Origin of the sequence: Pseudomonas sp. stari2 (genome assembly GCF_040760005.1) — a bacterium.
GTDB lineage: Bacteria > Pseudomonadota > Gammaproteobacteria > Pseudomonadales > Pseudomonadaceae > Aquipseudomonas.
Genome location: NZ_CP099760.1, coordinates 1,337,358 through 1,360,450, shown reverse-complemented (window position 1 = coordinate 1,360,450; position 23,093 = coordinate 1,337,358). Strand labels below are relative to the sequence as shown.

Annotated in this window: 18 protein-coding genes; 8 read left to right on the top strand and 10 right to left on the bottom strand. The window is 60.9% G+C overall.

Annotated features, from left to right (window positions below; translation table 11 throughout):
• Nucleotides 1–3 precede the first annotated feature (3 nt).
• A complete protein-coding gene (gene purL, locus NH234_RS06030; RefSeq protein ID WP_367255976.1) occupies nt 4–3,900 on the bottom strand; it encodes a phosphoribosylformylglycinamidine synthase in 3,897 nt (1,298 codons plus the stop codon).
• Between the two features lie 285 nt (nt 3,901–4,185).
• On the opposite strand from purL, the gene mltF reads away from it, so the two are divergent.
• A complete protein-coding gene (gene mltF / locus NH234_RS06025) occupies nt 4,186–5,646 on the top strand; it encodes a membrane-bound lytic murein transglycosylase MltF (protein ID WP_085711664.1) in 1,461 nt (486 codons plus the stop codon).
• A 43-nt stretch (nt 5,647–5,689) separates the two neighbouring features.
• On the opposite strand, the gene pdxJ is transcribed toward mltF, so the two are convergent.
• The 8 genes from pdxJ to lptF all read right to left on the bottom strand — a co-directional run bounded on the left by pdxJ (nt 5,690) and on the right by lptF (nt 14,105).
• Nucleotides 5,690–6,433 (bottom strand): pyridoxine 5'-phosphate synthase, encoded by a 744-nt coding sequence (gene pdxJ / locus NH234_RS06020; protein WP_007957371.1) that lies wholly within the window; start codon nt 6,431–6,433, stop codon nt 5,690–5,692.
• Between the two features lie 46 nt (nt 6,434–6,479).
• Entirely contained in the window at nt 6,480–7,166 is a 687-nt protein-coding gene (gene recO, locus NH234_RS06015) for a DNA repair protein RecO (protein WP_367255974.1), read from the bottom strand.
• 163 nt (nt 7,167–7,329) lie between these two features.
• Nucleotides 7,330–8,232 carry a GTPase Era gene (era, locus tag NH234_RS06010; RefSeq protein ID WP_039769512.1) on the bottom strand — a complete coding sequence of 301 codons (903 nt, stop codon included), beginning with the start codon at nt 8,230–8,232 and terminating at the stop codon, nt 7,330–7,332.
• A complete protein-coding gene (gene rnc, locus NH234_RS06005; RefSeq protein ID WP_085711665.1) occupies nt 8,225–8,914 on the bottom strand; it encodes a ribonuclease III in 690 nt (229 codons plus the stop codon). Before rnc ends, era begins: the two co-directional genes overlap by 8 nt.
• Nucleotides 8,915–9,096: 182 nt before the next feature.
• Nucleotides 9,097–9,951, bottom strand: a complete 855-nt coding sequence (lepB, locus tag NH234_RS06000) for a signal peptidase I (RefSeq protein WP_065261873.1) — start codon at nt 9,949–9,951, stop codon at nt 9,097–9,099.
• Between the two features lie 9 nt (nt 9,952–9,960).
• Complete coding sequence (gene lepA, locus NH234_RS05995; RefSeq protein WP_085729729.1) at nt 9,961–11,757, bottom strand: translation elongation factor 4; 1,797 nt, start codon at nt 11,755–11,757, stop codon at nt 9,961–9,963.
• A 172-nt stretch (nt 11,758–11,929) separates the two neighbouring features.
• Entirely contained in the window at nt 11,930–12,991 is a 1,062-nt protein-coding gene (lptG, locus tag NH234_RS05990; protein ID WP_085729728.1) for an LPS export ABC transporter permease LptG, read from the bottom strand.
• Complete coding sequence (gene lptF / locus NH234_RS05985; protein WP_085729727.1) at nt 12,984–14,105, bottom strand: LPS export ABC transporter permease LptF; 1,122 nt, start codon at nt 14,103–14,105, stop codon at nt 12,984–12,986. The genes lptG and lptF overlap by 8 nt, the downstream gene beginning before the upstream one ends.
• 308 nt (nt 14,106–14,413) lie before the next feature.
• Here lptF and NH234_RS05980 point away from each other — a divergent pair, with 308 nt between their 5' ends.
• From NH234_RS05980 to rlmF, 5 genes are all read left to right on the top strand, one after another.
• A complete protein-coding gene (locus NH234_RS05980) occupies nt 14,414–15,904 on the top strand; it encodes a leucyl aminopeptidase (protein WP_085729726.1) in 1,491 nt (496 codons plus the stop codon).
• Nucleotides 15,905–15,964: 60 nt separating this feature from the next.
• Nucleotides 15,965–16,393, top strand: a complete 429-nt coding sequence (locus NH234_RS05975; protein WP_085729725.1) for a DNA polymerase III subunit chi — start codon at nt 15,965–15,967, stop codon at nt 16,391–16,393.
• Nucleotides 16,394–16,401: 8 nt separating this feature from the next.
• On the top strand, nt 16,402–16,797 hold the full coding sequence (locus NH234_RS05970; RefSeq protein ID WP_085729724.1) for a DNA polymerase III subunit chi: 396 nt from the start codon (nt 16,402–16,404) through the stop codon (nt 16,795–16,797).
• 134 nt (nt 16,798–16,931) lie between these two features.
• Complete coding sequence (locus NH234_RS05965; RefSeq protein ID WP_085697239.1) at nt 16,932–19,778, top strand: valine--tRNA ligase; 2,847 nt, start codon at nt 16,932–16,934, stop codon at nt 19,776–19,778.
• A gap of 133 nt (nt 19,779–19,911) precedes the next feature.
• Complete coding sequence (rlmF, locus tag NH234_RS05960; RefSeq protein ID WP_085729722.1) at nt 19,912–20,934, top strand: 23S rRNA (adenine(1618)-N(6))-methyltransferase RlmF; 1,023 nt, start codon at nt 19,912–19,914, stop codon at nt 20,932–20,934.
• 123 nt (nt 20,935–21,057) lie between these two features.
• Here the strand turns inward: rlmF and NH234_RS05955 are convergent, their stop codons facing one another.
• Nucleotides 21,058–21,339 carry an HU family DNA-binding protein gene (locus NH234_RS05955; protein WP_003221909.1) on the bottom strand — a complete coding sequence of 94 codons (282 nt, stop codon included), beginning with the start codon at nt 21,337–21,339 and terminating at the stop codon, nt 21,058–21,060.
• A 396-nt stretch (nt 21,340–21,735) separates the two neighbouring features.
• On the opposite strand from NH234_RS05955, the gene yejK reads away from it, so the two are divergent.
• Together yejK and NH234_RS05945 are read left to right on the top strand one after the other, a co-directional pair.
• On the top strand, nt 21,736–22,740 hold the full coding sequence (yejK, locus tag NH234_RS05950; protein WP_007957356.1) for a nucleoid-associated protein YejK: 1,005 nt from the start codon (nt 21,736–21,738) through the stop codon (nt 22,738–22,740).
• Entirely contained in the window at nt 22,740–23,090 is a 351-nt protein-coding gene (locus NH234_RS05945; protein WP_085729721.1) for a glutaredoxin family protein, read from the top strand. Before yejK ends, NH234_RS05945 begins: the two co-directional genes overlap by 1 nt.
• The last annotated feature ends 3 nt before the right edge of the window (nt 23,091–23,093 follow it).

Sequence of the window (23,093 nt, the reverse complement as noted above, 5' to 3'; positions counted from 1 at the left end):
CGCTTAGTTCACCCACACACGAGCATTACGGAACATACGCATCCAAGGAGCGTCTTCGTTCCAGTCCTCCGAACGCCACGAGTTCTGCACGGCACGGAACACACGTTCCGGGTGCGGCATCATGATCGTCACGCGACCGTCGCGGCTGGTGAGGCCGGTGATCCCGCGCGGCGAACCGTTCGGGTTGGCCGGGTAGGCTTCGGTGACCTTGCCGTGGTTGTCGACGAAACGCATCGCCACGCAACCGGACAGGTCGGCTTCGAGCAGTGCCTCTTCGCTTTCGAATTCGGCATGGCCTTCACCGTGAGCGATGGCGATCGGCATGCGCGAACCGGCCATGCCCTGCAGGAAGATCGAGTTCGATTCCTGGATCTGCACCATCGCCACGCGTGCTTCGAACTGCTCGGAGCGGTTGCGCACGAAGTGCGGCCAGAACTCGCTGCCCGGGATCAGCTCGTGCAGGTTGGACATCATCTGGCAACCGTTGCACACGCCGAGGGTGAAGCTGTCGTTACGTTCGAAGAAGCCCTGGAACGCATCGCGGGCACGGCTGTTGAACAGTGCGGATTTGGCCCAGCCTTCACCGGCGCCGAGAACGTCGCCGTAGGAGAAACCACCGCAGGCCACCAGACCTTTGAACTCGTTCAGGTCGACACGGCCGGCCAGAATGTCGCTCATGTGCACGTCGATCGCGTTGAAACCGGCGCGGTCGAACGCGGCTGCCATTTCCACCTGACCGTTGACGCCCTGCTCACGCAGCACGGCAACCTGTGGGCGAATGCCTTTCTTGATGTAAGGCGCAGCGATGTCCTGGTTGACGTCGTAGCTCAGCTTGACGCTCAGGCCCGGGTTGTCTTCTTCCAGCAGGACGTCGAATTCCTGCTGGGCGCAGTCGGCGTTGTCGCGCAGACGCTGGATCTGGTAGCTGGTCTCGGCCCACTGACGCTGCAGCAGACGACGCTGGCCTTCGAACACGGTGTCACCGTTGAAGGTGATGTTGATCTGGCCGTTGTTGATCGGCTGACCGATCACCGACACGCAGTCGCCCAGACCGGCAGCGCTGAATTGGGCGAGGATGTCCGGGGTGGCGTCCTGGCGAACCTGGATCACGGCACCCAGCTCTTCGTTGAACAGGATGGCGGCGATTTCTGCCGAGGATTCAGCAACGCTGTCCAGGTTCAGGCTCAGACCGCAGTGGCCGGCGAAGGCCATTTCCACCACGGAAGTCAGCAGACCACCGTCGGAACGGTCGTGGTACGCCAGCAGGTGACCGTCAGCGTTGAGGCCCTGGATCACGGCGAAGAACGCTTTCAGGTCTTCGGCGTCGTCGACGTCCGGAGCCTGCTTGCCGAGTTTGCCGTGAACCTGCGCGAGGATCGAGGCGCCCATGCGGTTCTGGCCGCGACCGAGGTCGATCAGGATCAGGTCGGTGGTGCCCTTGTCCATGCGCAGTTCCGGGGTCAGGGTCTGACGGATGTCAGCCACTGGCGCGAAACCGGTCACGATCAGGGACATCGGCGAAGTGACGGTCTTGTCTTCGCCGTTGTCGTTCCAGCGGGTAGCCATGGACATGGAGTCCTTGCCCACCGGAATGGTCAGGCCCAGCTCAGGACACAGTTCCATGCCGACCGCTTTCACGGTGTCGTACAGACGCGCGTCTTCGCCCGGGTGGCCGGCGGCGGACATCCAGTTCGCCGACAGTTTGATGTCGGAGAGCTTGTTGATGCGCGAGGCAGCAATGTTGGTCAGGGTTTCGCCGATGGCCATGCGCCCCGACGCCGGAGCGTCCAGCAGTGCCAGCGGAGTGCGCTCGCCCATTGCCATCGCTTCACCGGTGTAGACGTCGAAACTGGTGGCGGTGACGGCAACGTCGGCCACCGGAACCTGCCATGGGCCGACCATCTGGTCACGGGCCACGAGGCCGGTGATGGTGCGGTCGCCGATGGTGATCAGGAAGCTTTTGCTCGCCACGGCCGGGTGATGCAGGACGCGCTCGATGGAATCGGCGATGTCGAGGTTCGACGGATCGAAATCATCACCCAGCTCGGCTTCGCGAACCACCGAACGGTGCATGCGCGGTGCCTTGCCCAGCAACACTTCCAGTGGCATGTCCACCGGGTTGTTGCCGAAGTGGCTGTCGGTCACGGTCAGTTGCGGCTCGGCGGTGGCTTCACCGACGACGGCAAACGGGCAACGCTCACGTTCGCAGATCGCCTTGAAGCGCTCGAAGTCGGCCGGGCCGACTGCCAGAACGTAACGTTCCTGGGATTCGTTGGACCAGATTTCGTGCGGGGCCATGCCCGGCTCGTCGTTTGGAATGTTGCGCAGTTCGAAACGGCCACCGCGGTCGCCGTCGTTGACCAGTTCCGGGAAGGCGTTGGACAGACCGCCAGCACCCACGTCGTGGATGAAGCTGATCGGGTTCTTGTCGCCCAACTGCCAGCAACGGTCGATGACTTCCTGGCAGCGACGTTCCATTTCAGGGTTTTCACGCTGCACGGAAGCAAAGTCCAGATCCGCCGAGCTGGTGCCGGTGGCCATGGAGGAGGCAGCGCCGCCGCCCAGACCGATCAGCATCGCCGGGCCGCCGAGGACGATCAGCTTGGAGCCGACGACGATCTCGCCTTTCTTGACGTGCTCTTCACGGATGTTACCCATGCCGCCAGCGAGCATGATCGGCTTGTGGTAACCGCGAACTTCATCACCGTGAGGAGTGGTGATCGACTGTTCGAAGGTACGGAAGTAGCCGGTCAGGGCCGGACGACCGAATTCGTTGTTGAACGCGGCGCCGCCCAGCGGGCCTTCGATCATGATGTCCAGCGCGTTGACGATGCGCTCAGGCTTGCCGTACGGCACTTCCCACGGCTGTTCGAAGCCCGGGATCTGCAGGTTCGATACGGTGAAACCGGTCAGGCCAGCCTTCGGCTTGGCGCCACGACCGGTTGCACCTTCGTCGCGGATCTCGCCGCCGGAACCGGTGGACGCGCCCGGGAATGGAGCGATCGCGGTCGGGTGGTTGTGGGTTTCAACCTTCATCAGGATGTGCACCGGCTCCTGCACCGCGCCGTACTGGCGGGTTTCCGGATCCGGGAAGAAGCGGCCGGCGACGTTGCCGACGATCACCGAAGCGTTGTCCTTGTAAGCGGACAGCACGCCTTCGCTGTGCATCTGATAGGTATTTTTGATCATGCCGAACAGGCTTTTTTCCTGGCTCTCGCCATCAATATCCCAACTGGCGTTGAAGATTTTGTGGCGGCAGTGCTCGGAGTTGGCCTGGGCGAACATCATCAGTTCGATGTCGTGCGGGTTGCGCTTGAGACCGTTGAAGGCGTTGACCAGGTAATCGATCTCGTCTTCGGCCAGGGCCAGGCCCAGCTCGACGTTGGCCTTCTCCAGCGCGGCGCGGCCACCGCCGAGGATGTCGATGGCGGTCAGCGGCTTCGGTTCGGCGTGGCTGAACAGACCGGCGGCCTGTTCGAGGTTGCCCAGAACGATCTGGGTCATGCGGTCATGCAGTACGTCTGCAATCTGCTGCGCTTCGGTTTCGCTGAACTGACCGGCCACGTAGAACGCAATGCCGCGCTCCAGACGCTGGATCTTGCTCAGGCCGCAGTTGCGGGCGATGTCGCTGGCCTTGCTCGACCATGGCGAGATGGTGCCGAAACGCGGCAACACCAGGAACAGACGACCGGTCGGCTCTTGAACCGGAACGCTTGGACCGTACTTCAGAAGGCGCGCAAGCACCTGCTGTTCGTCGCCGGTCAGGACGCCGGTGACTTCGGCGAAGTGAGCGAATTCAGCATACAGGCCACTGACAGCTGGAACCTTCTGGCTCAGTTGCTCAAGGAGTTTGCTGTGGCGAAAGGCAGAAAGGGCAGGAGCGCCGCGCAGGATCAACATCTTCGGGACAGCCTCGGGAAGGGGTGTGCTTTGAGGCCGTGCATTCTAGCCTAAACCGCCCTCAACATCACCCGAAACGCTACGCACGGTTGCACTCGGACCTCAATCTGTGTTTCTGCCTCTGAAGTCAGATTTAGAGCCTGCGGGACAGCCGCTTATTTTTTCTGTCACAAAATGCTGTCCGGCCCCATTCCTGCGGGGTTGCGAGCGCTTTTCCAATCGCTAGCAGACTACCCCTCCACTGTCGAGATATGGCGCCCGTTGCGCTTTGCGTATACTGCGCACATGTTTTCCCCAACGGCTTTGCGTCCGCGGTACGCCAAATGGCTGATCGCTACCGGACTCTTCCTGATGCTCAGTGGCTGTGTTGATAAACCCAACACACTCGAGCGCGTAAAGGAGGATGGTGTGCTGCGGGTGATCACCCGTAACAGCCCCGCCACCTACTTTCAGGATCGCAGCGGCGAGACCGGCTTCGAATACGAGCTGGTGAAGCGCTTTGCCGACGATTTGGGGGTGGAACTGAAGATCGAGACCGCCGACAACCTCGACGATCTGTTCGATCAGATCGGCAAACCCAACGGCCCGGTACTGGCCGCCGCCGGCCTGGTCAGCAGCGAACAGCGCAAGAAGCAGGTGCGGTTCTCCCATTCCTACCTCGAAGTCACCCCGCAGATCATCTATCGCAACGGCCAGTCCCGGCCGACCGACGCCAGTGAGCTGGTCGGCAAGAAGATCATGGTGCTCAAGGGCAGCACCCACGCCGACCAGCTCGCCGAGCTGAAACAGAAATATCCCGGGATCGAGTACGAAGAGTCCGACGCCGTCGAGGTGGTCGACCTGTTGCGCATGGTCGATGAAGGCCAGATCGACCTGACGCTGGTCGACTCCAACGAAGTGGCGATGAACCAGGTGTACTTCACCAACATCCGCGTCGCCTTCGACCTCGGCGATGCGCGCAGCCAGAGCTGGGCGGTGGCCGCCGGCGAAGACAACAGCCTGCTCAACGAGATCAACAGCTATCTGGACAAGGTACAGAAGAACGGCACCCTGCAACGCCTGAAGGACCGCTACTACGGCCACGTCGACGTCCTCGGGTACATGGGCGCCACGACCTTTGCCCAGCATTTGCAGCAGCGGCTACCCAAATACGAACAGCACTTCAAGACTTACGCCAAGAAAGAGAAAGTCGACTGGCGCCTGCTTGCAGCCATCGGCTATCAGGAGTCGCTGTGGCAACCGGCCGTCACCTCGAAGACCGGCGTGCGCGGTCTGATGATGCTGACCCAGAACACCGCCCAGGCCATGGGCGTGTCCAATCGCCTCGATCCGAAGCAGAGCATCATGGGCGGCGCCAAGTACCTGGCTTATATGAAGGATCAGCTCGACGATTCGATCCAGGAGCCGGACCGTACGTGGTTTGCACTGGCCGCCTATAACGTTGGCAGCGGCCATCTGGATGACGCGCGCAAACTGGCGTCCCGGGAAGGCCTGAACCCGGACAAATGGCTGGATGTAAAGAAGATGCTGCCGCGCCTGTCGCAGAAGCAGTGGTACAGCAAGACTCGCTATGGCTACGCCCGTGGCGGCGAACCGGTGCATTTCGTGGCGAACATCCGTCGCTACTACGACATCCTGACCTGGGTGACCCAGCCGCAGCTTGAAGGCGATCAGGTCGCCGAAGGCAATCTGCATGTGCCGGGGATCGACAAATCCAAGCCGGCGCAGGAAAACCCGCCGCTCTGATAAGCACTGTGGGAGCGAACTCCCACAGGATCTGCGTTGACGCTTAGGCTTTTGCAGCCGCCAGGATCAGCGCCTTCATCTCCGACACTGCCGACTTGAAGCCGACGAACAAGGCATGCGCCACCAGCGCGTGACCGATATTCAGTTCGTTGATGCCCTTGATCGCGGCCACGGCTTCAACGTTGTGGTAGTGCAGACCGTGACCGGCATTGACGATCAGGCCTTGGGCCAGACCAAATGCCACGCCGTCCGCTACGCGCTTTAGCTCTTCAGCCACTTCGGTCGGTGTTTCCGCATCGGCATAACGCCCGGTGTGCAATTCGATGGCCGGTGCGCCGACTCGTTTCGAGGCTGCAATCTGCCGCTCGTCAGCGTCGATGAACAGCGACACTTCGCTGCCGATCTTCGACAGACGCTCGACTGCAGCTCTGATCCGCTCTTCCTGCCCCGCCACGTCCAGACCACCTTCGGTAGTCAGCTCCTGACGCGTCTCCGGCACCAGACAAATGTGGGCCGGACGGATGCGCTCGGCGAACGCCATCATTTCTTCGGTGACGCCCATTTCGAAGTTCATGCGGGTTTGCAGCACATCCTTGAGCAGCAGCACATCGCGCTCCTGAATGTGGCGACGGTCCTCGCGCAGGTGCACGGTGATGCCGTCGGCGCCCGCCTCTTCCGCGTCCAGCGCAGCCTTGACCGGATCCGGATAGCGCGTGCCCCGAGCCTGACGCAGGGTGGCGACGTGGTCGATGTTCACGCCAAGAAGAATGCGATTGCTGGTGGTCACGGATGCGCTCCTGAAGGGAAAGATTCGGCGCACAGCATACACGGGGCTACGGTTTGCGAAACAGTTCGCGACTTACGAGAGGACGTCCGCCCAGATGCACGGCCAATGCCTGACGCATCAAGCGTTTGGCGGCGGACAACGCGCCGGGGGCTGACCAGTCGGCTTCGGCCATGGCAAGCAGCTCGGTGCCGTTGAACAGGCCCGGCTGCAGCAGATAGACCCGCTCGAGTCCGGCATCCACCTGCAAGCGATAGAGGCCGTCCGCAGCGATGGGCTCGTCATTGATATCGGTGCTCAGGGAGAAGCCATAACCGAGGTCGTCGAGCAGGCGCCATTCGAAGGAGCGCAGCAGCGGTTCCAGGGGCCGGCCTTCGGCGAGGGCCAGCAGCGTGGCGGCGTAATGATCGAACACTGCGGGATGCGGATCTTCGGCCGGCAGCAGGCGGATCAGCAACTCGTTGAGGTAGAGACCGCTGAACAGGGCTTCGCCGACCATCCACGTCGCGTTACCAACACTCTCCATGCGCCCGACATTCTTCAACTCGCCCTTGCCGCGAAACTCCACTTCCAGCGGCACGAATGGTCGCGCCAGTGTTCCTGCCTTGCCCCGCGCGCTGCGCAACACCGCACGCAGCCGACCTTGTGGCGTGAGGAAGTCCACCAGGGCACTCGTTTCGCGGTAGGCGCGCGAATGCAGGACGTAGGCGGGTTGGGCGGGAGGCGTTTGAGACATGGATTTCTCGTTGAGGGAAACGCGGTTTTACTCATCACCCAAAACCAATGTGGGAGCGAGCTGGCTCGCGAAAGCGGTGCAACAATCAACATCAATGCTGAATGTTACATCGTCTTCGCGAGCACGCTCGCTCCCACAATGGATCGATGTAATGCCAGACGCTTTACAGGTCGCCGTAACCCAGCGAACGCAGCGCACGTTCGTCGTCGGACCAGCCGCCCTTCACCTTCACCCACAGGTTGAGCATGATCTTGGAGTCGAACAGCAGCTCCATGTCCTTGCGCGCCTCGGTGCCGATGCGCTTGATGCGCTCGCCCTTGTCGCCAATGATGATTTTCTTCTGGCCGTCACGCTCGACGAGAATCAACGCATGGATGTGCAGAGTCGCGCCCTGCTGCTTGAACTCTTCGATTTCCACGGTGATCTGGTACGGCAGCTCGGCGCCGAGCTGGCGCATGATCTTCTCGCGAACCAGTTCGGCTGCGAGGAAGCGGCTGCTGCGGTCGGTGATCTGGTCTTCCGGGAAGAAGTGATCGTTTTCCGGCAGATGGTCAGCGATTACTTTTTCAAGGGCATCAAGGTTGTGCCCGTGTTGCGCGGAGATCGGAATGATCTGCGCATTCGGCAGCTGTTCCTGCAACCAGGACAGATGCGGCATCAGCTCGGCCTTGTCCTCGATGCGGTCGGTCTTGTTCAGCGCGACGATCAGCGGGCCGGTTACGTACTGCACGCGCTCCAGCACCATCTGATCTTCTTCGGTCCACTTGGTGCGGTCGACCACGAAGATCACCACGTCGACGTCTTTCAACGCCGCCGAAGCGGTCTTGTTCATGTAACGGTTCAGGGCCTTTTCGCCACCCTTGTGCATGCCCGGGGTGTCGACGTAGATCGCCTGCACGTCGCCCTCGGTCTTGATCCCAAGCATGTTGTGGCGAGTGGTCTGCGGCTTGCGCGAGGTGATCGCGAGCTTCTGGCCGAGGATGTGGTTCAGCAGCGTGGACTTGCCCACGTTCGGACGGCCGACGATGGCAACGTAGCCACAGCGAGTTGCGTTTGTATCAGTCATTGCCATTCTCCACACCCAGGGCAATCAGTGCTGCGGCGGCCGCTACCTGTTCGGCAATGCGACGGCTCACACCCTGACCCCGGCTTTTTTCATTCAATAGGACAACTTCGCACTCGACGAAGAAGGTACGGCAGTGCGGCTCGCCCTGGATATCCACGACTTCGTAGCGTGGCAGCTCGCAACCGCGCGATTGCAGGAATTCCTGCAGGCGGGTCTTCGGATCCTTGTTGGTGTCGACCAGCGTCAGACCTTCGAATTCGCCGGCCAGCCAGGCCAGGACGCGCTCGCGGGCGACTTCCATGCCGGCATCGAGGTAGATCGCGCCGATCAGCGCCTCCAGAGCATCGGCCAGAATCGACTCGCGACGGAAACCGCCGCTTTTCAGCTCACCGGAACCCAGGCGCAGGTATTCGCCCAGATCGAAACCACGGGCCAATACCGCCAGGGTCTCGCCTTTCACCAGACGCGCACGCAAGCGCGACAACTGGCCTTCGCGCGCCAGCGGGAAGCGCTCGAAGAGGGCCTCGCCGGCGACAAAGTTGAGGATCGCATCGCCGAGGAACTCCAGACGCTCGTTGTTGCGTCCGGCAAAACTGCGGTGCGTGAGGGCCAGGACCATCAGTTCCTGGTCCTTGAAGGTGTAACCGAGCTGACGCTCGAGACGGCTGAGAGAAACGCTCACGGTTTGACCACGCTGAGTTCGTGGCTGGATTCCACCGCCATCGCCGGGATACGGCGCAGGCCTGGGACAATTAACGCTGTGTTCAAAAATGACGTCCTGAATATCGTGGCTTCATGCCCCGGAGCCGGTTGTGCCGACGCCAGAAATGCATTCGGCGCTGTGGTCAACAGCGCCGTGATTGTTTACTTGATCAGGCCGACCCGCGAGAAATTCGGCAGGTGGCTGAGTTTCGGTTCCGGCCAGCTCATCCAGACCGCGAAGGCCTTGCCGACGATGTTCTGGTCGGGAACCATGCCCAGCAGATCCTTGGGAATGTTCGGATCATCCCAGTAGCGACTGTCGTTCGAGTTGTCGCGGTTGTCACCCATCATGAAGTAGTGCCCGGCCGGCACGGTCCAGGTATGGTCCGGCGTGGCGCGGTAGCGGCTCATTTCCTTGCGGATCAGGTGCTCGGCGGCGCCGAGTTTTTCCTTGTAGAGTTCCGCGCTGCCGAGGGTGCCCGGCTCGGAGCCGACCAGTTGCTCGGCAATCGACTCGCCATTGACGAACAGACGTTTGTCGGCGGTGTAACGCACCGTGTCGCCCGGCAGGCCAACTACACGCTTGATGTAGTTGACGTTCGGGTCGCTCGGGTAGCGGAACACCATCACATCGCCGCGTTGCGGATCACCGACTTCGATGACTTTCTTGTCGATCACCGGCAGGCGGATCCCGTAAGAAAACTTGTTCACCAGAATGAAGTCGCCGACGTCCAGGGTCGGTTTCATCGAGCCGGACGGAATCTGGAACGGTTCCACCAGAAACGAACGCAGCACCAGCACGATGAACAGCACCGGGAAGAACGACTTGCCGTATTCGACCAGCAGCGGTTCCTTGTTAAGCTTCTCCACCACCAGCACATCGGGCTGGCTGACGCTGCCCTGATAGGAAGCGATGGCGGCGCGCCGACGCGGTGCCAGGATCAACAGATCGAGCAACGCCAACAGGCCGCAGACGAACACGGCGATAACCAGCAACAGCGGGAAATTTAGTGACATAGGACCTGACTATTCCAACCTGAGCACAGCCAGGAAGGCTTCTTGTGGAATTTCCACGTTGCCGACCTGCTTCATGCGTTTCTTACCGGCCTTTTGCTTCTCGAGCAGTTTCTTCTTACGACTGACGTCACCGCCGTAGCATTTGGCCAATACGTTCTTTCTGAGTGCCTTGACGGTTGTCCGGGCGACGATCTGACCGCCAATGGCAGCCTGGATGGCCACGTCGAACATCTGACGAGGAATCAGTTCTTTCATCTTCTCGGTCAACTGGCGACCTTTGAAGTGCGAATTATCACGGTGCACGATCAACGCCAGGGCATCGACCTTGTCGCCGTTGATCAGCACGTCCAGTTTCACCAGATTAGCCGATTGGTAACGATCGAAATGGTAGTCCAGCGAAGCATAGCCGCGGCTGGTGGATTTCAGACGGTCGAAGAAGTCGAGGACCACTTCGTTCATCGGCAGGTCGTAGGTCACCTGGACCTGGTTGCCGAGGAACAGCATGTCGACCTGAACACCGCGTTTTTCGATGCACAGAGTGATAACGTTGCCCAAGTGCTCTTGCGGTACCAGGATGTTGGCCCGCACGATCGGCTCGCGCATGTCTTCGATCGACGAGACGTCCGGCAGCTTCGACGGGTTGTCGACGTAAATCGTTTCACCGGTTTTCAGCACCAGTTCGAAGATTACTGTCGGCGCCGTGGTGATCAGGTCCAGGTCGTATTCGCGCTCCAGGCGCTCCTGGATGATTTCCATGTGCAGCATGCCGAGGAAGCCGCAACGGAAACCGAAGCCCAGGGCGTCGGAGCTTTCCGGGGTGTACTGCAGCGACGAGTCGTTCAGGGTCAGTTTCTGCAGCGCTTCGCGGAAATCCTCGAAGTCGTCGGAACTGACCGGGAACAGACCGGCGTAAACCTGTGGCTGGATGCGTTTGAAGCCTGGCAGTACCGGAACATCCGGCGTCGAGCTCAGGGTCAGGGTGTCACCGACCGGCGCACCGTGAATGTCCTTGATGCTGGCGATGATGAAGCCCACTTCGCCGGCCTTCAGGTCAGCGGTGGCGGTGTGTTTCGGGTTGAACACGCCGACGCTGTCGACCAGGTGCACCTTGCCGGTGGACTTCACCAGGATCTTGTCGCCCTTCTTCACGCGGCCATGACGCACGCGTACCAGGGAGACAACGCCCAGGTAGTTGTCGAACCAGGAGTCGATGATCAACGCTTGCAGCGGATCTTCGATGTTGCCGGTCGGCGCAGGAATGGTGGCGACCAGACGCTCGAGTACTTCGTCGACACCCAGGCCCGTCTTGGCGCTGCAGGTAACGGCGTCGGTGGCGTCGATGCCGATGATCTTCTCGATCTCGTCCTTGACGCGGTCAGGCTCGGCCTGCGGCAGGTCGATCTTGTTCAGTACCGGCATGACCTCGAGGCCCTGCTCGATGGCGGTGTAGCAGTTGGCCACGGACTGGGCTTCAACGCCCTGCCCCGCGTCAACCACCAGCAAGGCACCTTCACACGCGGCCAGGGAACGGCTGACTTCGTAGGTGAAGTCGACGTGGCCCGGGGTGTCAATGAAGTTCAGTTGATAGGTAACGCCGTCTTTGGCCTTGTAATAGAGGGTAACGCTGTGGGCCTTGATGGTGATCCCGCGTTCGCGCTCCAGCTCCATGGAATCCAGTACCTGGGCTTCCATTTCACGCTCGGCCAGGCCACCGCACATCTGGATGAAACGGTCAGCCAGCGTCGACTTGCCATGGTCAATGTGGGCGATGATGGAGAAATTGCGGATATGACTCAAATCACTCACGGATCAACACTCAAAAAGGCTGCAGGCTTGGCCCGCCGAAAAATAGCCGGGAATTGTACCTGATACACGGCGCAAGCGTCACGTTCGCCTGTCACCCGGATTGCATGCAAAAACGCCCCGATCTTGCGACCGGGGCGTTTTCAAGGCTGGAGCAAGGGTGAAACCTTGTTCATCAACCGGCTCGACGCAGCAACCAGACACCCGCCAGCGCACAGACGCCGGCCGGCACCAGCACCGCGAACAGCGGCGAGAAACCGAACACCAAACTGGATGGACCGAGCAGATCCTGGACGATGCGGAAGGTGAACCCCACCAGCACACCGGTGAACACCCGCTGACCGAGGGTCACCGAGCGCAGCGGGCCGAAAATGAAGGAAATCGCCATCAGCACCAGCGCAGCGGTCACCAGCGGCTGCAACACCTTGACCCAAAACGCCAGCCAGTAACGGCCATTGCTCAGCCCCTGATCCGCCAAGTAATGGATATAACCCCACAGGCCGCTGATCGACAGCGCTTCCGGCGCCATGACCACGGTATTCAACAGCTCCGGACTGATGGAAACATCCCAGTCTTCAGTCGGCGTGTTGACGACTTCGGTGCTGCGTTCGTGAAACAACGTGGTGGTGATATCGGTGAGCTGCCAGCGTTTGCCATCGAAATCGGCGCGCTTGGCGAAGCTGGAGCTCAACAGGTGACGCTCCTTGTCGAAGTGATAGCGGGTCACGCCATACAACAAACCATCGGGCTGAACGGCGTTGATATGGATGAACTCGTCGCCCTGACGGTGCCACATACCGTGTTTGGCGCTCTGCGCGTCGCCACTGCCTTGCGCCAGCGAACGGTTGGCCTGAGCGATGCTCTCGGTGGCCGGAGCAACGTATTCGCCAATCAGCACGCCAGCCAGCATCAGCACCAGCATTGGCTTCATGACGGCCCAGACGATGCGCCCGATGGACACACCCGCCGCACGCATCACGGTCAGCTCGCTGCTGCTCGCCAGGCTGCCGAGGCCGATCAGGCAACCGATCAGCGCCGCCATCGGCAACATGTCATAGAGCCGGCGCGGTGCGGTCAGCGCGACAAAGCTCAGTACGTCGACCAGCGTGTAGGTATCGCTGACATCGCCCATTTCGTCGATGAAGGCGAACAGCGTAGCCAGACCAAGGATGATCGCCAGCACGGCGATGATCGCCATGAACACGCTGCTGCCGATGTAGCGGTCGAGTTTAACCACGAGCCACCTCCAGCGCAGCGCTGCGACGGCTGGCCATTTTCAGGCGCAGCGGTTCCCAGTACAGCAGGCCGATACCGATGACCAGGAAGATCCCGTGTACCCACCACAGCCCCAGACTCGCCGGGATCTTGCCTTTTTCGAGGGCGCCGCGAGCGGCAATCAGGATGGTCAGGTAAGCCATATAAAGAAGAATCGCCGGCAGCAGCTTGAGGAAGCGCCCTTGGCGCGGATTGACCCGCGACAGCGGCACCGCCATCAGGGTCACGATAAATACCAGCAGCGGCAGCGACAGGCGCCATTGCAGTTCGGTCTTGGCGCGGATGTCATCGCTGGCCATCAAGGTCGACGTCGGCATGGCGTCACGGTCGGTGACTTCCTCGCTGACATCGGGCTTGGGCAACAGTACGCCATAGGTTTCGTAATGAATGGCACGGTAGTTGGCCAGACCCGGGCTGCCGTCGTAGCGGTAGCCATTGTGCAGGATCAGATAGCGATTGCCGTCAGGACGGATTTCCTGCCGTCCTTTTTCGGCCACCAGCACGGAAATCCCGCGATCCGCCTGATTGGCACCGAGGTTTTTCTGCGAGATGAACACGCTGCCCAGGTTGACCCGGTCGTCGCTCAGGTTTTCGGTGTAGGTCACCCGGGTGCCGTCGCGCAATGCCTGGAAGCGGCCGGGCTCAAGGGTGTCGAATTCGGTCAGGGCGTCCTGCTTGTTCAGCAGCAGCTGGAACTGATTGGCGCCTTGCGGGGCGAGGCTCAGGCTCAGCCAGGCAACCACCAGTGCAACCAGCGTGGCCGGGAACAGCGTCATGCGGAACAGGCGCTGCTGGCTCATGCCAGTGGCCGACAGCACGGTCATTTCGCTTTCGAGATACAACCGGCCGTACGCCAGCAGGATCCCGAGGAACAGGCCCAGCGGCAGGATCAACTGCATGAAGCCCGGCAGACGGTAGCCCATGATCAGGAACAGCGATCCCGGATCGAGCTGGCCCGCAGCGGCCTGGGCAAGGTATTTGATGAAGCGACCGCTCATGATGATGACCAGCAGCACGGCGCTTACCGCACTCAGGGTCAACAGGACTTCGCGGGACAGATAACGGAAGACGATCAAACCAGACACTCCAGGGTTGTCAGGCTAAGGCGGCCAAACAAGCAAACGTATCGACAGGCCCGCAAGGCAGAGCCGTCGAAAAAAGATGCGGCATTATCCTGTGATTGAGGGCGCCTGTCACTGCGCACACTCACGCAAGCGTGCAATCCGTTGAAGATCGAACAACCGAGGGTTGTCAGGCGCGGTGAGCGAGGTTCAAACTGCCGCCTCTGTCGCAGGCACTGGCCTGCGCCTCTTCTCTCTATAAGCAGGCGACGGCGAACACCGTCGAACGCCTGCGTGTTGACCATTCATTCAGGGATCCGGACATGGAACTGGTTGTAAAAAGCGTTAGCCCAGAAACGTTGAAAACCGCCACCCTGGTGGTTGCCGTCGGCGAAGGCCGCAAACTCGGCGTCGCGGCCAGGCAGGTCGACGAACTGAGCGGCGGCGCCATCAGCGCCGTGCTCAAGCGTGGCGATCTGGCCGGCAAGGTCGGTCAGAGCCTGTTGCTGCACAGCCTGCCAAACCTGAAAGCCGAGCGCGTGCTGCTGGTCGGCGTGGGCAAGGATGAAGAACTGGGCGACCGCCCGTTCCGCAAGATCGTTGCCGGCATCCTCAACACCCTGAAGGGGCTGGGTGGCAGCGATGCCGTGCTGGCGCTGGATGAAATCATCGTCAAGGGCCGCGACAGCTACGGCAAGACCCGCCTGCTGGCCGAAACCCTGGTCGATGGCGAATACACCTTCGACCAGTTCAAGAGCCAGAAAGCCGAACCGCGCGCGCTGAAGAAAATCACCCTGCTGACCATCAAGGCCGCTCAGGCTGAAGTGCAACGCGCCGTGAACCACGCCAACGCGATCGCCAACGGCATGGCGTTCACCCGTAACCTGGGCAACCTGCCGCCGAACATCTGCCACCCGACGTTCCTCGGCGAACAGGCCAAGAACCTCGGCAAAGAGTTCAAGGATCTGAAAGTCGAAGTCCTCGACGAGAAGAAGATCAAATCCCTGGGCATGGGCTCGTTCTACGCCGTCGGCCAGGGCAGCGCCCAGCCGCCGCGCCTGATCGTCATGCAATACAACGGTGGCAAGAAGTCCGAAAAACCGTACGCGCTGGTCGGTAAAGGCATCACCTTCGACACCGGCGGCATCAGCCTGAAACCGGGCGCCGGCATGGACGAGATGAAGTACGACATGGGCGGCGCCGCCAGCGTGTTCGGTACCCTGCGTGCCGTGCTGGAACTGAAGCTGCCGATCAACCTGGTGTGCATCCTGGCCTGCGCCGAAAACATGCCGAGCGGCACCGCTTCGCGTCCGGGCGACATCGTGACCACCATGAGCGGCCAGACCGTGGAAATCCTCAACACCGACGCCGAAGGCCGTCTGGTACTGTGCGACGCCCTGACCTACTCCGAGCGCTTCAAGCCGCAAGCAGTGATCGACATCGCCACCCTGACCGGCGCCTGCGTCGTTGCTCTGGGCGCCCACACGTCGGGCCTGCTGGGCAACAACGACGAACTGATCGAGCAACTGCTGAGCGCCGGCAAGGCTGCCGACGACCGCGCCTGGCAACTGCCGCTGTTCGATGAGTACCAGGAGCAACTGGACAGCCCGTTCGCCGACATCGCCAACATTGGCGGGCCGAAGGCCGGCACCATTACTGCTGCGTGCTTCCTGTCGCGCTTCACCAAGAACCTGAACTGGGCGCATCTGGACATCGCGGGCACCGCATGGACCAGCGGCGGCAAGGACAAGGGCGCCACCGGCCGTCCGGTTCCCCTGCTGACCCAGTACCTGCTGGATCGCGCCAAAGCCTGAAACCGATGACTGCGAGCGACGCCTCTTGCGAGGGGCGCTGCTTGCAGCTCAGGAACCGCAATGACCAAAGTCGACTTCTACATCCTGCCCAGTGCCGATCCTTCGGCGCGCCTGGATTTTGCCTGCAAGCTCACCGAAAAAGCCTGGCGCATGGGCCACCGCATTTACCTGCATTGCAGCGACGCCGCCCAGCGTGATGATCTCGATGCGCGACTGTGGGCATTCAAGGGCGAAACCTTCGTGCCTCATGGCCCGGCCGAGAGCGAACCGGAAGGTTTGATCGTGCTCGGATTGGGTAATGACTGCGGCCAGCATCAGGATTTGCTCGTCAACCTCGACCTGAAAGTCCCGGCCTTCGCCAACAAGTTCGCCCGATTGGCAGAAGTGGTGGTGGAAGATCCGGTGATCCGTGCGGCTGCGCGGGAGAGTTTCCGTTTCTACCGGGAACAGGGCTATCCTCTGCAAGACCACCGTTTACAGCGACTCTGAGTACGCCGATGGACACTCCAAAACCGCTGCAAAAACCCGCACACCTGCTGGATGACCTCGAGTCGATCCGCCAGTTGCTCGGCGATGACAACCTGCAACCGCCGCTTTTGACCGACACGGTCGATGATGGCGAACAGGAACAGATTCCGATGCTGTTCGACTCGGTCGCCACTGAGCCACCGGCCGTCGAACCGCCGCCAGCCCCCGTCGCGAAACCCGCCACCGCGCCCGCCGCACCTGTGGATAAAGGCCCCGACGCCCTATTGCACCTGGACAGCGAACTGCGCGCCGCCGCGCAATTGATCATGCAAGACGTGATCGACGACTTCGCCCCGCACATTGAAAATGAAATCAAACGTCGCCTCGAGGCGCGGATGGAACGGCTTCTGAGCCAGTACGAATAATCGACGGTGGGAGCCGTCGCACGGTCGCTCCCACTTTTAGATCTCCACCCGGCCCGCCCCGCTCGCCCTGCGCCCCATGCCCCGCTATACTTCCCGGCTTTTCCTGAATAAATGCCAATAGGGTCCCGCCGCGCATGGATAAGACCTACCAGCCGCACGCCATTGAAACTTCCTGGTACAACACCTGGGAGTCCGAGAACTACTTCGCCCCGCAAGGCGCGGGCGACTCCTACACCATCATGATCCCGCCGCCGAACGTCACCGGCAGCCTGCACATGGGTCACGGATTCAACAACGCGATCATGGACGCCCTGATCCGTTTCCGCCGCATGCAGGGTCGCAACACCCTGTGGCAGCCGGGCACCGACCATGCCGGTATCGCCACGCAGATGCTGGTGGAACGTCAACTCGAAGCCCAAGGCCAGAATCGCCACGATCTGGGCCGGGAAAAATTCCTCGAGAAAGTCTGGGAGTGGAAGGATCAGTCCGGCGGCAATATCAGCCGTCAGATCCGCCGCCTCGGCTCGTCCGTGGACTGGAGCCGCGAGCGCTTCACCATGGACGACGGCCTCTCTGAAGCCGTTAAGGAAGCGTTCGTGCGCCTGCACGAAGACGGTCTGATCTATCGCGGCAAGCGTCTGGTCAACTGGGACACCAAGTTGCACACGGCGATTTCCGACCTCGAAGTGGAAAACCACGACGAGAAAGGTTTCCTGTGGAACCTGAAGTACCCGCTGGCCGACGGCGCGAAAACCGCTGAAGGCAACGATTTCCTGATCGTCGCGACCACCCGTCCGGAAACCATGCTCGGCGACTCCGCCGTTGCGGTGAACCCGAACGACGAGCGCTACAAAGCCCTGATCGGCAAATTTGTCGAGCTGCCGCTGGTCGGCCGCCGCATCCCGATCATCGCCGACGATTACTGCGATCCTGAATTCGGCACCGGTTGCGTGAAAATCACCCCGGCCCACGATTTCAACGACTACGAAGTCGGCAAGCGCCACAACCTGCCGCTGCTGAACATCTTCGACAAGAACGCCAACGTGCTGCCTGCGGCTCAGGTGTTCAACCTCGACGGCACGCTGAACGACAGCATCGACGGCAAGATTCCGGCCGAGTACGCCGGTCTCGAGCGTTTCGAAGCGCGCAAGCAGATCGTGGCCGCGTTCGACGCCGCCGGCCTGCTGGTCAGTGTCGACGATCACAACCTGAAAGTGCCGAAAGGCGACCGCTCCGGCACCGTCATCGAACCGTGGCTGACCGACCAGTGGTACGTGTCCACCAAACCGCTGGCCGAGCCTGCGATTGCTGCCGTTGAAGACGGCCGTATCCAGTTCGTGCCGAAGCAGTACGAAAACATGTACTTCTCGTGGATGCGCGACATCCAGGACTGGTGCATCAGCCGTCAGCTGTGGTGGGGCCACCGGATTCCGGCCTGGTACGACGAGTCGGGCAAGGTCTACGTTGGTCGCGACGAAGCCGAAGTGCGCGCCAAGCACAACCTCGGCCCGGACGTTGCGCTGCAACAGGACAACGACGTGCTCGACACCTGGTTCAGTTCGGGCCTGTGGACCTTCTCTACCCTGGGCTGGCCGGAAAAGACCGAGTTCCTGAAGAAATTCCACTCCACCGACGTACTGGTCACCGGTTTCGACATCATTTTCTTCTGGGTCGCCCGGATGATCATGCTGACGATGCACCTGATCAAGAACGAGGACGGCACGCCGCAGGTTCCGTTCAAGACCGTTTACGTGCACGGTCTGGTGCGTGATGGCCAGGGCCAGAAGATGTCCAAGTCCAAGGGCAACGTCCTGGACCCGCTGGACATCATCGACGGTATCGAGCTCGAAACCCTGGTGCAGAAACGCACTTCCGGTCTGATGCAACCGAAACTGGCGAAGAAGATCGAGAAGCAGACCCGCGAAGAGTTCGCCGACGGCATCGCCAGCTACGGCACCGACGCCCTGCGCTTCACCTTCTGCTCGCTGGCGTCCACCGGTCGTGACATCAAGTTCGACATGGGCCGCGTCGAAGGCTATCGCAACTTCTGCAACAAGATCTGGAACGCTGCGCGCTATGTTCTGGACAAGGGCGAAGACTGCGGCCAGAACGGCGAAGCCTATGAGCTGTCGCTGGCGGACCGCTGGATCATCTCGCAGTTGCAACGCACCGAAGCCGAAGTGACCCGTCAACTGGATCAGTTCCGTTTCGACCTGGCGGCGCAAGCGCTGTACGAGTTCATCTGGAACCAGTACTGCGACTGGTACCTGGAACTGTCCAAGCCTGTGCTGTGGGACGAAAACGCGCCGGTCGAGCGTCAGCGCGGTACCCGCCGCACGCTGGTTCGCGTACTGGAAGTGGCGCTGCGTCTGGCGCATCCGTTCATGCCATTCATCACTGAAGAAATCTGGCAGCGCATCGCGCCGCTGGCCGGCATTCAGGGCAAGACGATCATGCTGCAACCCTGGCCGGTGGCCAACGAAGAGCGCATCGATCCGGCGGCCGAAGACGACATCGAGTGGCTCAAGGGCCTGATGCTCGGCACACGCAACATCCGTGGCGAAATGAACATCGGCCCGGGCAAACCGCTGCCGATCTATTTGAAAAACGTCACCGCCGAAGATCAACGCCGCCTGACCGAAAACGAAGCGCTGCTGAAGAAGCTGGCGCGTCTGGAATCGATCACCGTGCTGGCGGCCGGCGAAGAAGCGCCGCTGTCTGCCACCGCGCTGGTTGGCGAGATGGAAGTGCTGGTGCCGATGGCCGGCCTGATCGACAAGAACGCCGAGCTGGCGCGTCTGGACAAGGAAATCCTGCGTCTGCAGGGCGAAGTCCAGCGGGTTGGCGGCAAGCTGTCCAACGCCGGTTTCGTTGACAAGGCTCCGGCCGAAGTCATCGAGAAGGAACGCGCCAAACTGGCCGAAGCCGAACAGGCTCTGGCCAAGCTGGCCGAGCAGCACGCGCGGATTGCCAGCCTGTAACGGCAAATCGCACTGAAAAAGGGAGGCCCGCAACGGCCTCCCTTTTTTGTGCCCGGCACTTTTCCGGCCAACAACGCAGCGCCCTGTGGGACAATAGCCGCCACTTTCAGCCCTACCCGAATCGACCACGCCCATGAACGCCCCACGTACACCGAAACCTGCGCGCAAGAAGCCTGACTCCGCCACCCCGGCCAAACCCGTGGAACCGCGTAAAGAAGCCAGCCTGCACCCGCGCAATCGCCATCAGGGTCGTTACGACTTCCCGGCGCTGATCAAGACCACGCCGGAACTGGCGAAGTTCGTGATCACCAACCCGTACGGCAAGGAAAGCATCGACTTCGCCAGTCCCGATGCGGTGCGTGTGTTCAACCGGGCGTTGCTCAAGTCGTTCTACGGCATCCAGCATTGGGACATCCCGGCCGATTATCTGTGCCCGCCGGTGCCGGGCCGCGCCGACTACATCCACTTCCTGGCTGACCTGCTGGCCAGCAACAACGATGGCGTGGTTCCGCGCGGCGCCATCGTCAATGTGCTGGATATCGGCATGGGCGCCAACTGCGTGTATCCGCTGATCGGTAACAGCGAATACCGCTGGCACTTCCTCGGCTCGGAGATCGATCCGACCGCCGTGGCCGCCGCCAGGGCCATCGTCCAGTCCAACAACCTGAACAAGGTCATCCAGCTGCGCCAGCAGGAAAACCGCAAGCACATCCTGATCGGCCTGCTGGAGCCCGGTGAGCGCTTTGATCTGACCATGTGTAACCCGCCGTTCCACGCGTCGATGGAGGAAGCCACCAAGGGCAGCGAGCGTAAATGGCGCGCCTTGGGCAAGGCTGATCCGAAGCGCAAGCTGCCGGTGCTGAACTTCGGCGGCCAGTCGGCCGAGCTGTGGTGTGAAGGTGGCGAGGCGCGTTTCGTGACGCAACTGATCGCCGAAAGTGCGAACCTTGCACACAAGGTGTTGTGGTTCAGCACCTTGGTCTCGAAAGCCTCGAACCTGCCTGCCATCGAAACCGCGCTGAAAAAGGCCGGCGCGCTGGAAAGCCAGGTGGTGGAAATGTCCCAGGGGCAGAAGCAGAGCCGCTTCGTCGCCTGGACCTTCCAGACCAAGTCCGAGCAGCAGATCTGGCGGCGTGAACGCTGGGTTCGCAAGTAATACGTTTCACCTGAGGCGGCGCTTGATCGCAAGCAGCCGCCACTACTGCTGAAACACAATCGGCAGGCACAAAAAAACCGTGCCCGGATCACTCCGGCGCACGGTTTTTTTTATCGCTGCGTCTTACTTGTTCACAGCGTCGGTCAGGCCTTTGGCCACAACCAGCTTGATCACTTTCTTGGCAGGGATTTCGATGGCAGCGCCAGTCGATGGGTTACGGCCAGTGCGGGCAGGACGCTCGGTCACTTTCAGCTTGCCGATACCTGGCAAGGTGATTTCGCCGCCATTTTCCAGCTGATCAGCAACGATTTGGCCCAGTTGGTCCAGAGCGTTACGCGCGGTGGTTTTCGGCGCGTCGATAGCTTCAGCGATGTCGGCGATCAGTTGGTCTTTAGTAAGAGCCATGTAGTGTTCCTTCCCTATCAAATTCATATGGATTGCAGAGTGCAGTGTCAGCCATCGAGCCCGATCTTCTGGATCTGGCACCCTCGGCGATAACCACGACGAGTCGGGGTTATAGATGCCGAAATCAGGGTTTGGTTCGACCTGACAAATGCTGAATGCACGCTTAACGCAGTGACTACGCGTAAGACCGGGCAAAACTAGCACAGAGACAAGGAAATATCCGCCTCTAGCTAGCCAAATGGTCAGGTTTATTGCGCTAAATCGGTAAATAAATGCATACGCGCCGCCCCATGACCCCGAATTGCCCTTCAACCCGCGCCAAAACCAGTGGTTGCGGTACACTGAGCGCTTTTTCGGGGGAGCCCGCCCTCCTCCCTTTCACTTGCCGAGAAGCCCATGCCGATCCGTCATTGCATCGTCCACCTGATCGACAAAAAACCCGATGGCACGCCCGCAGTCCTGCACGCCCGTGACTCTGAACTGGCCGAGTCCGCCGCCATCGAAAACATGCTCGCCGACCTCAACGAGAGCTATAACGCCAAACAGGGCAAAGCCTGGGGCTTGTTCCATCCGGAGTCCGGTGCATTCCCGTTCAGCGGCTGGCTGAAGGAATACATGGAGGGCGGCAAGGACTTCACCGCGTTCAGCAAAGTCGCGGTCGAGCACCTGCAAAAGCTGATGGAAGAGTCGAACCTGTCGGTGGGCGGCCACGTGCTGTTCGCCCACTACCAGCAAGGCATGACCGATTACCTGGCCATCGCCCTGCTGCACCACAGCGAAGGCGTGGCGGTGACCGATCAACTGGACGTGACCCCGTCGCGCCACCTCGACCTCGGCCAATTGCACCTGGCAGCGCGGATCAACGTCTCCGAGTGGCAGAACAACAAGCAGTCCAAGCAGTACATCTCGTTCATCAAGGGCAAGAACGGCAAGAAAGTCTCGGAATACTTCCGTGACTTCATCGGTTGCCAGGAAGGCGTCGACGGTCCGGGCGAGACCCGCACGCTGCTCAAGGCCTTCAGCGACTTCGTCGAGAGCGAAGACCTGCCGGAAGATTCCGCCCGCGAGAAAACCAAGACCCTGGTCGACTACGCCAGCAGCCAGGCCAAGCTCGGCGAACCGATGGGCCTGGAAGAACTGTCGGAGCTGATCGACGAAGAACGTCCGAAAGCGTTCTACGATCACATCCGTAACAAGGATTACGGCCTGTCGCCGGAGATCCCGGCAGACAAGCGCACGCTCAACCAGTTCCGTCGTTTCACCGGCCGCGCCGAAGGCCTGTCGATCAGCTTCGAGGCGCACTTGCTGGGCTCGAAGATCGAATACGACGAAGAGGCCGGCACCCTGGTCATCAAAGGTTTGCCCACCTCGCTCACCGACCAGTTGAAGCGCCGTAACTGATGCTCGGCAATGTGCTGAAGAAGGTTGCGCTGGTGTTGCTGGTGGTCGTGGTCTACCAGAACTGGGGCAAGATCGAACGGGTGTTCAACCCATCGCAGATGGCGTCCGAGCAGGTCCGCGCCAACGCCAAAGTGGTGCTGTACACCACCGACTGGTGCGGCTACTGCAAGCAGACCAAGCGTTTTCTCGATCAGAAAGGCATTCCGTTCAAGGAATTCGACATTGAGAAGGACGCCGAGGCGCGCAAGGCGTACGAAGCGCTGGGCGGACGCGGAATCCCGCTGATCGACGTCAATGGCACGTTGATTCGCGGGTTTGATCCGGACGACATTCTCGCCGCACTGAAATGAACG

What these genes read in the sequence shown, in the direction of transcription:
- purL (WP_367255976.1), bottom strand. Translation starts at nt 3,900, where the DNA reads ATGTTGATCCTGCGCGGCGCTCCTGCCCTTTCTGCCTTTCGCCACAGC.
- mltF (WP_085711664.1), top strand. Translation starts at nt 4,186, where the DNA reads ATGTTTTCCCCAACGGCTTTGCGTCCGCGGTACGCCAAATGGCTGATC.
- recO (WP_367255974.1), bottom strand. Translation starts at nt 7,166, where the DNA reads ATGTCTCAAACGCCTCCCGCCCAACCCGCCTACGTCCTGCATTCGCGC.
- era (WP_039769512.1), bottom strand. Translation starts at nt 8,232, where the DNA reads ATGACTGATACAAACGCAACTCGCTGTGGCTACGTTGCCATCGTCGGC.
- lepB (WP_065261873.1), bottom strand. Translation starts at nt 9,951, where the DNA reads ATGTCACTAAATTTCCCGCTGTTGCTGGTTATCGCCGTGTTCGTCTGC.
- NH234_RS05980 (WP_085729726.1), top strand. Translation starts at nt 14,414, where the DNA reads ATGGAACTGGTTGTAAAAAGCGTTAGCCCAGAAACGTTGAAAACCGCC.
- NH234_RS05975 (WP_085729725.1), top strand. Translation starts at nt 15,965, where the DNA reads ATGACCAAAGTCGACTTCTACATCCTGCCCAGTGCCGATCCTTCGGCG.
- NH234_RS05970 (WP_085729724.1), top strand. Translation starts at nt 16,402, where the DNA reads ATGGACACTCCAAAACCGCTGCAAAAACCCGCACACCTGCTGGATGAC.
- NH234_RS05965 (WP_085697239.1), top strand. Translation starts at nt 16,932, where the DNA reads ATGGATAAGACCTACCAGCCGCACGCCATTGAAACTTCCTGGTACAAC.
- rlmF (WP_085729722.1), top strand. Translation starts at nt 19,912, where the DNA reads ATGAACGCCCCACGTACACCGAAACCTGCGCGCAAGAAGCCTGACTCC.
- NH234_RS05955 (WP_003221909.1), bottom strand. Translation starts at nt 21,339, where the DNA reads ATGGCTCTTACTAAAGACCAACTGATCGCCGACATCGCTGAAGCTATC.
- yejK (WP_007957356.1), top strand. Translation starts at nt 21,736, where the DNA reads ATGCCGATCCGTCATTGCATCGTCCACCTGATCGACAAAAAACCCGAT.
- NH234_RS05945 (WP_085729721.1), top strand. Translation starts at nt 22,740, where the DNA reads ATGCTCGGCAATGTGCTGAAGAAGGTTGCGCTGGTGTTGCTGGTGGTC.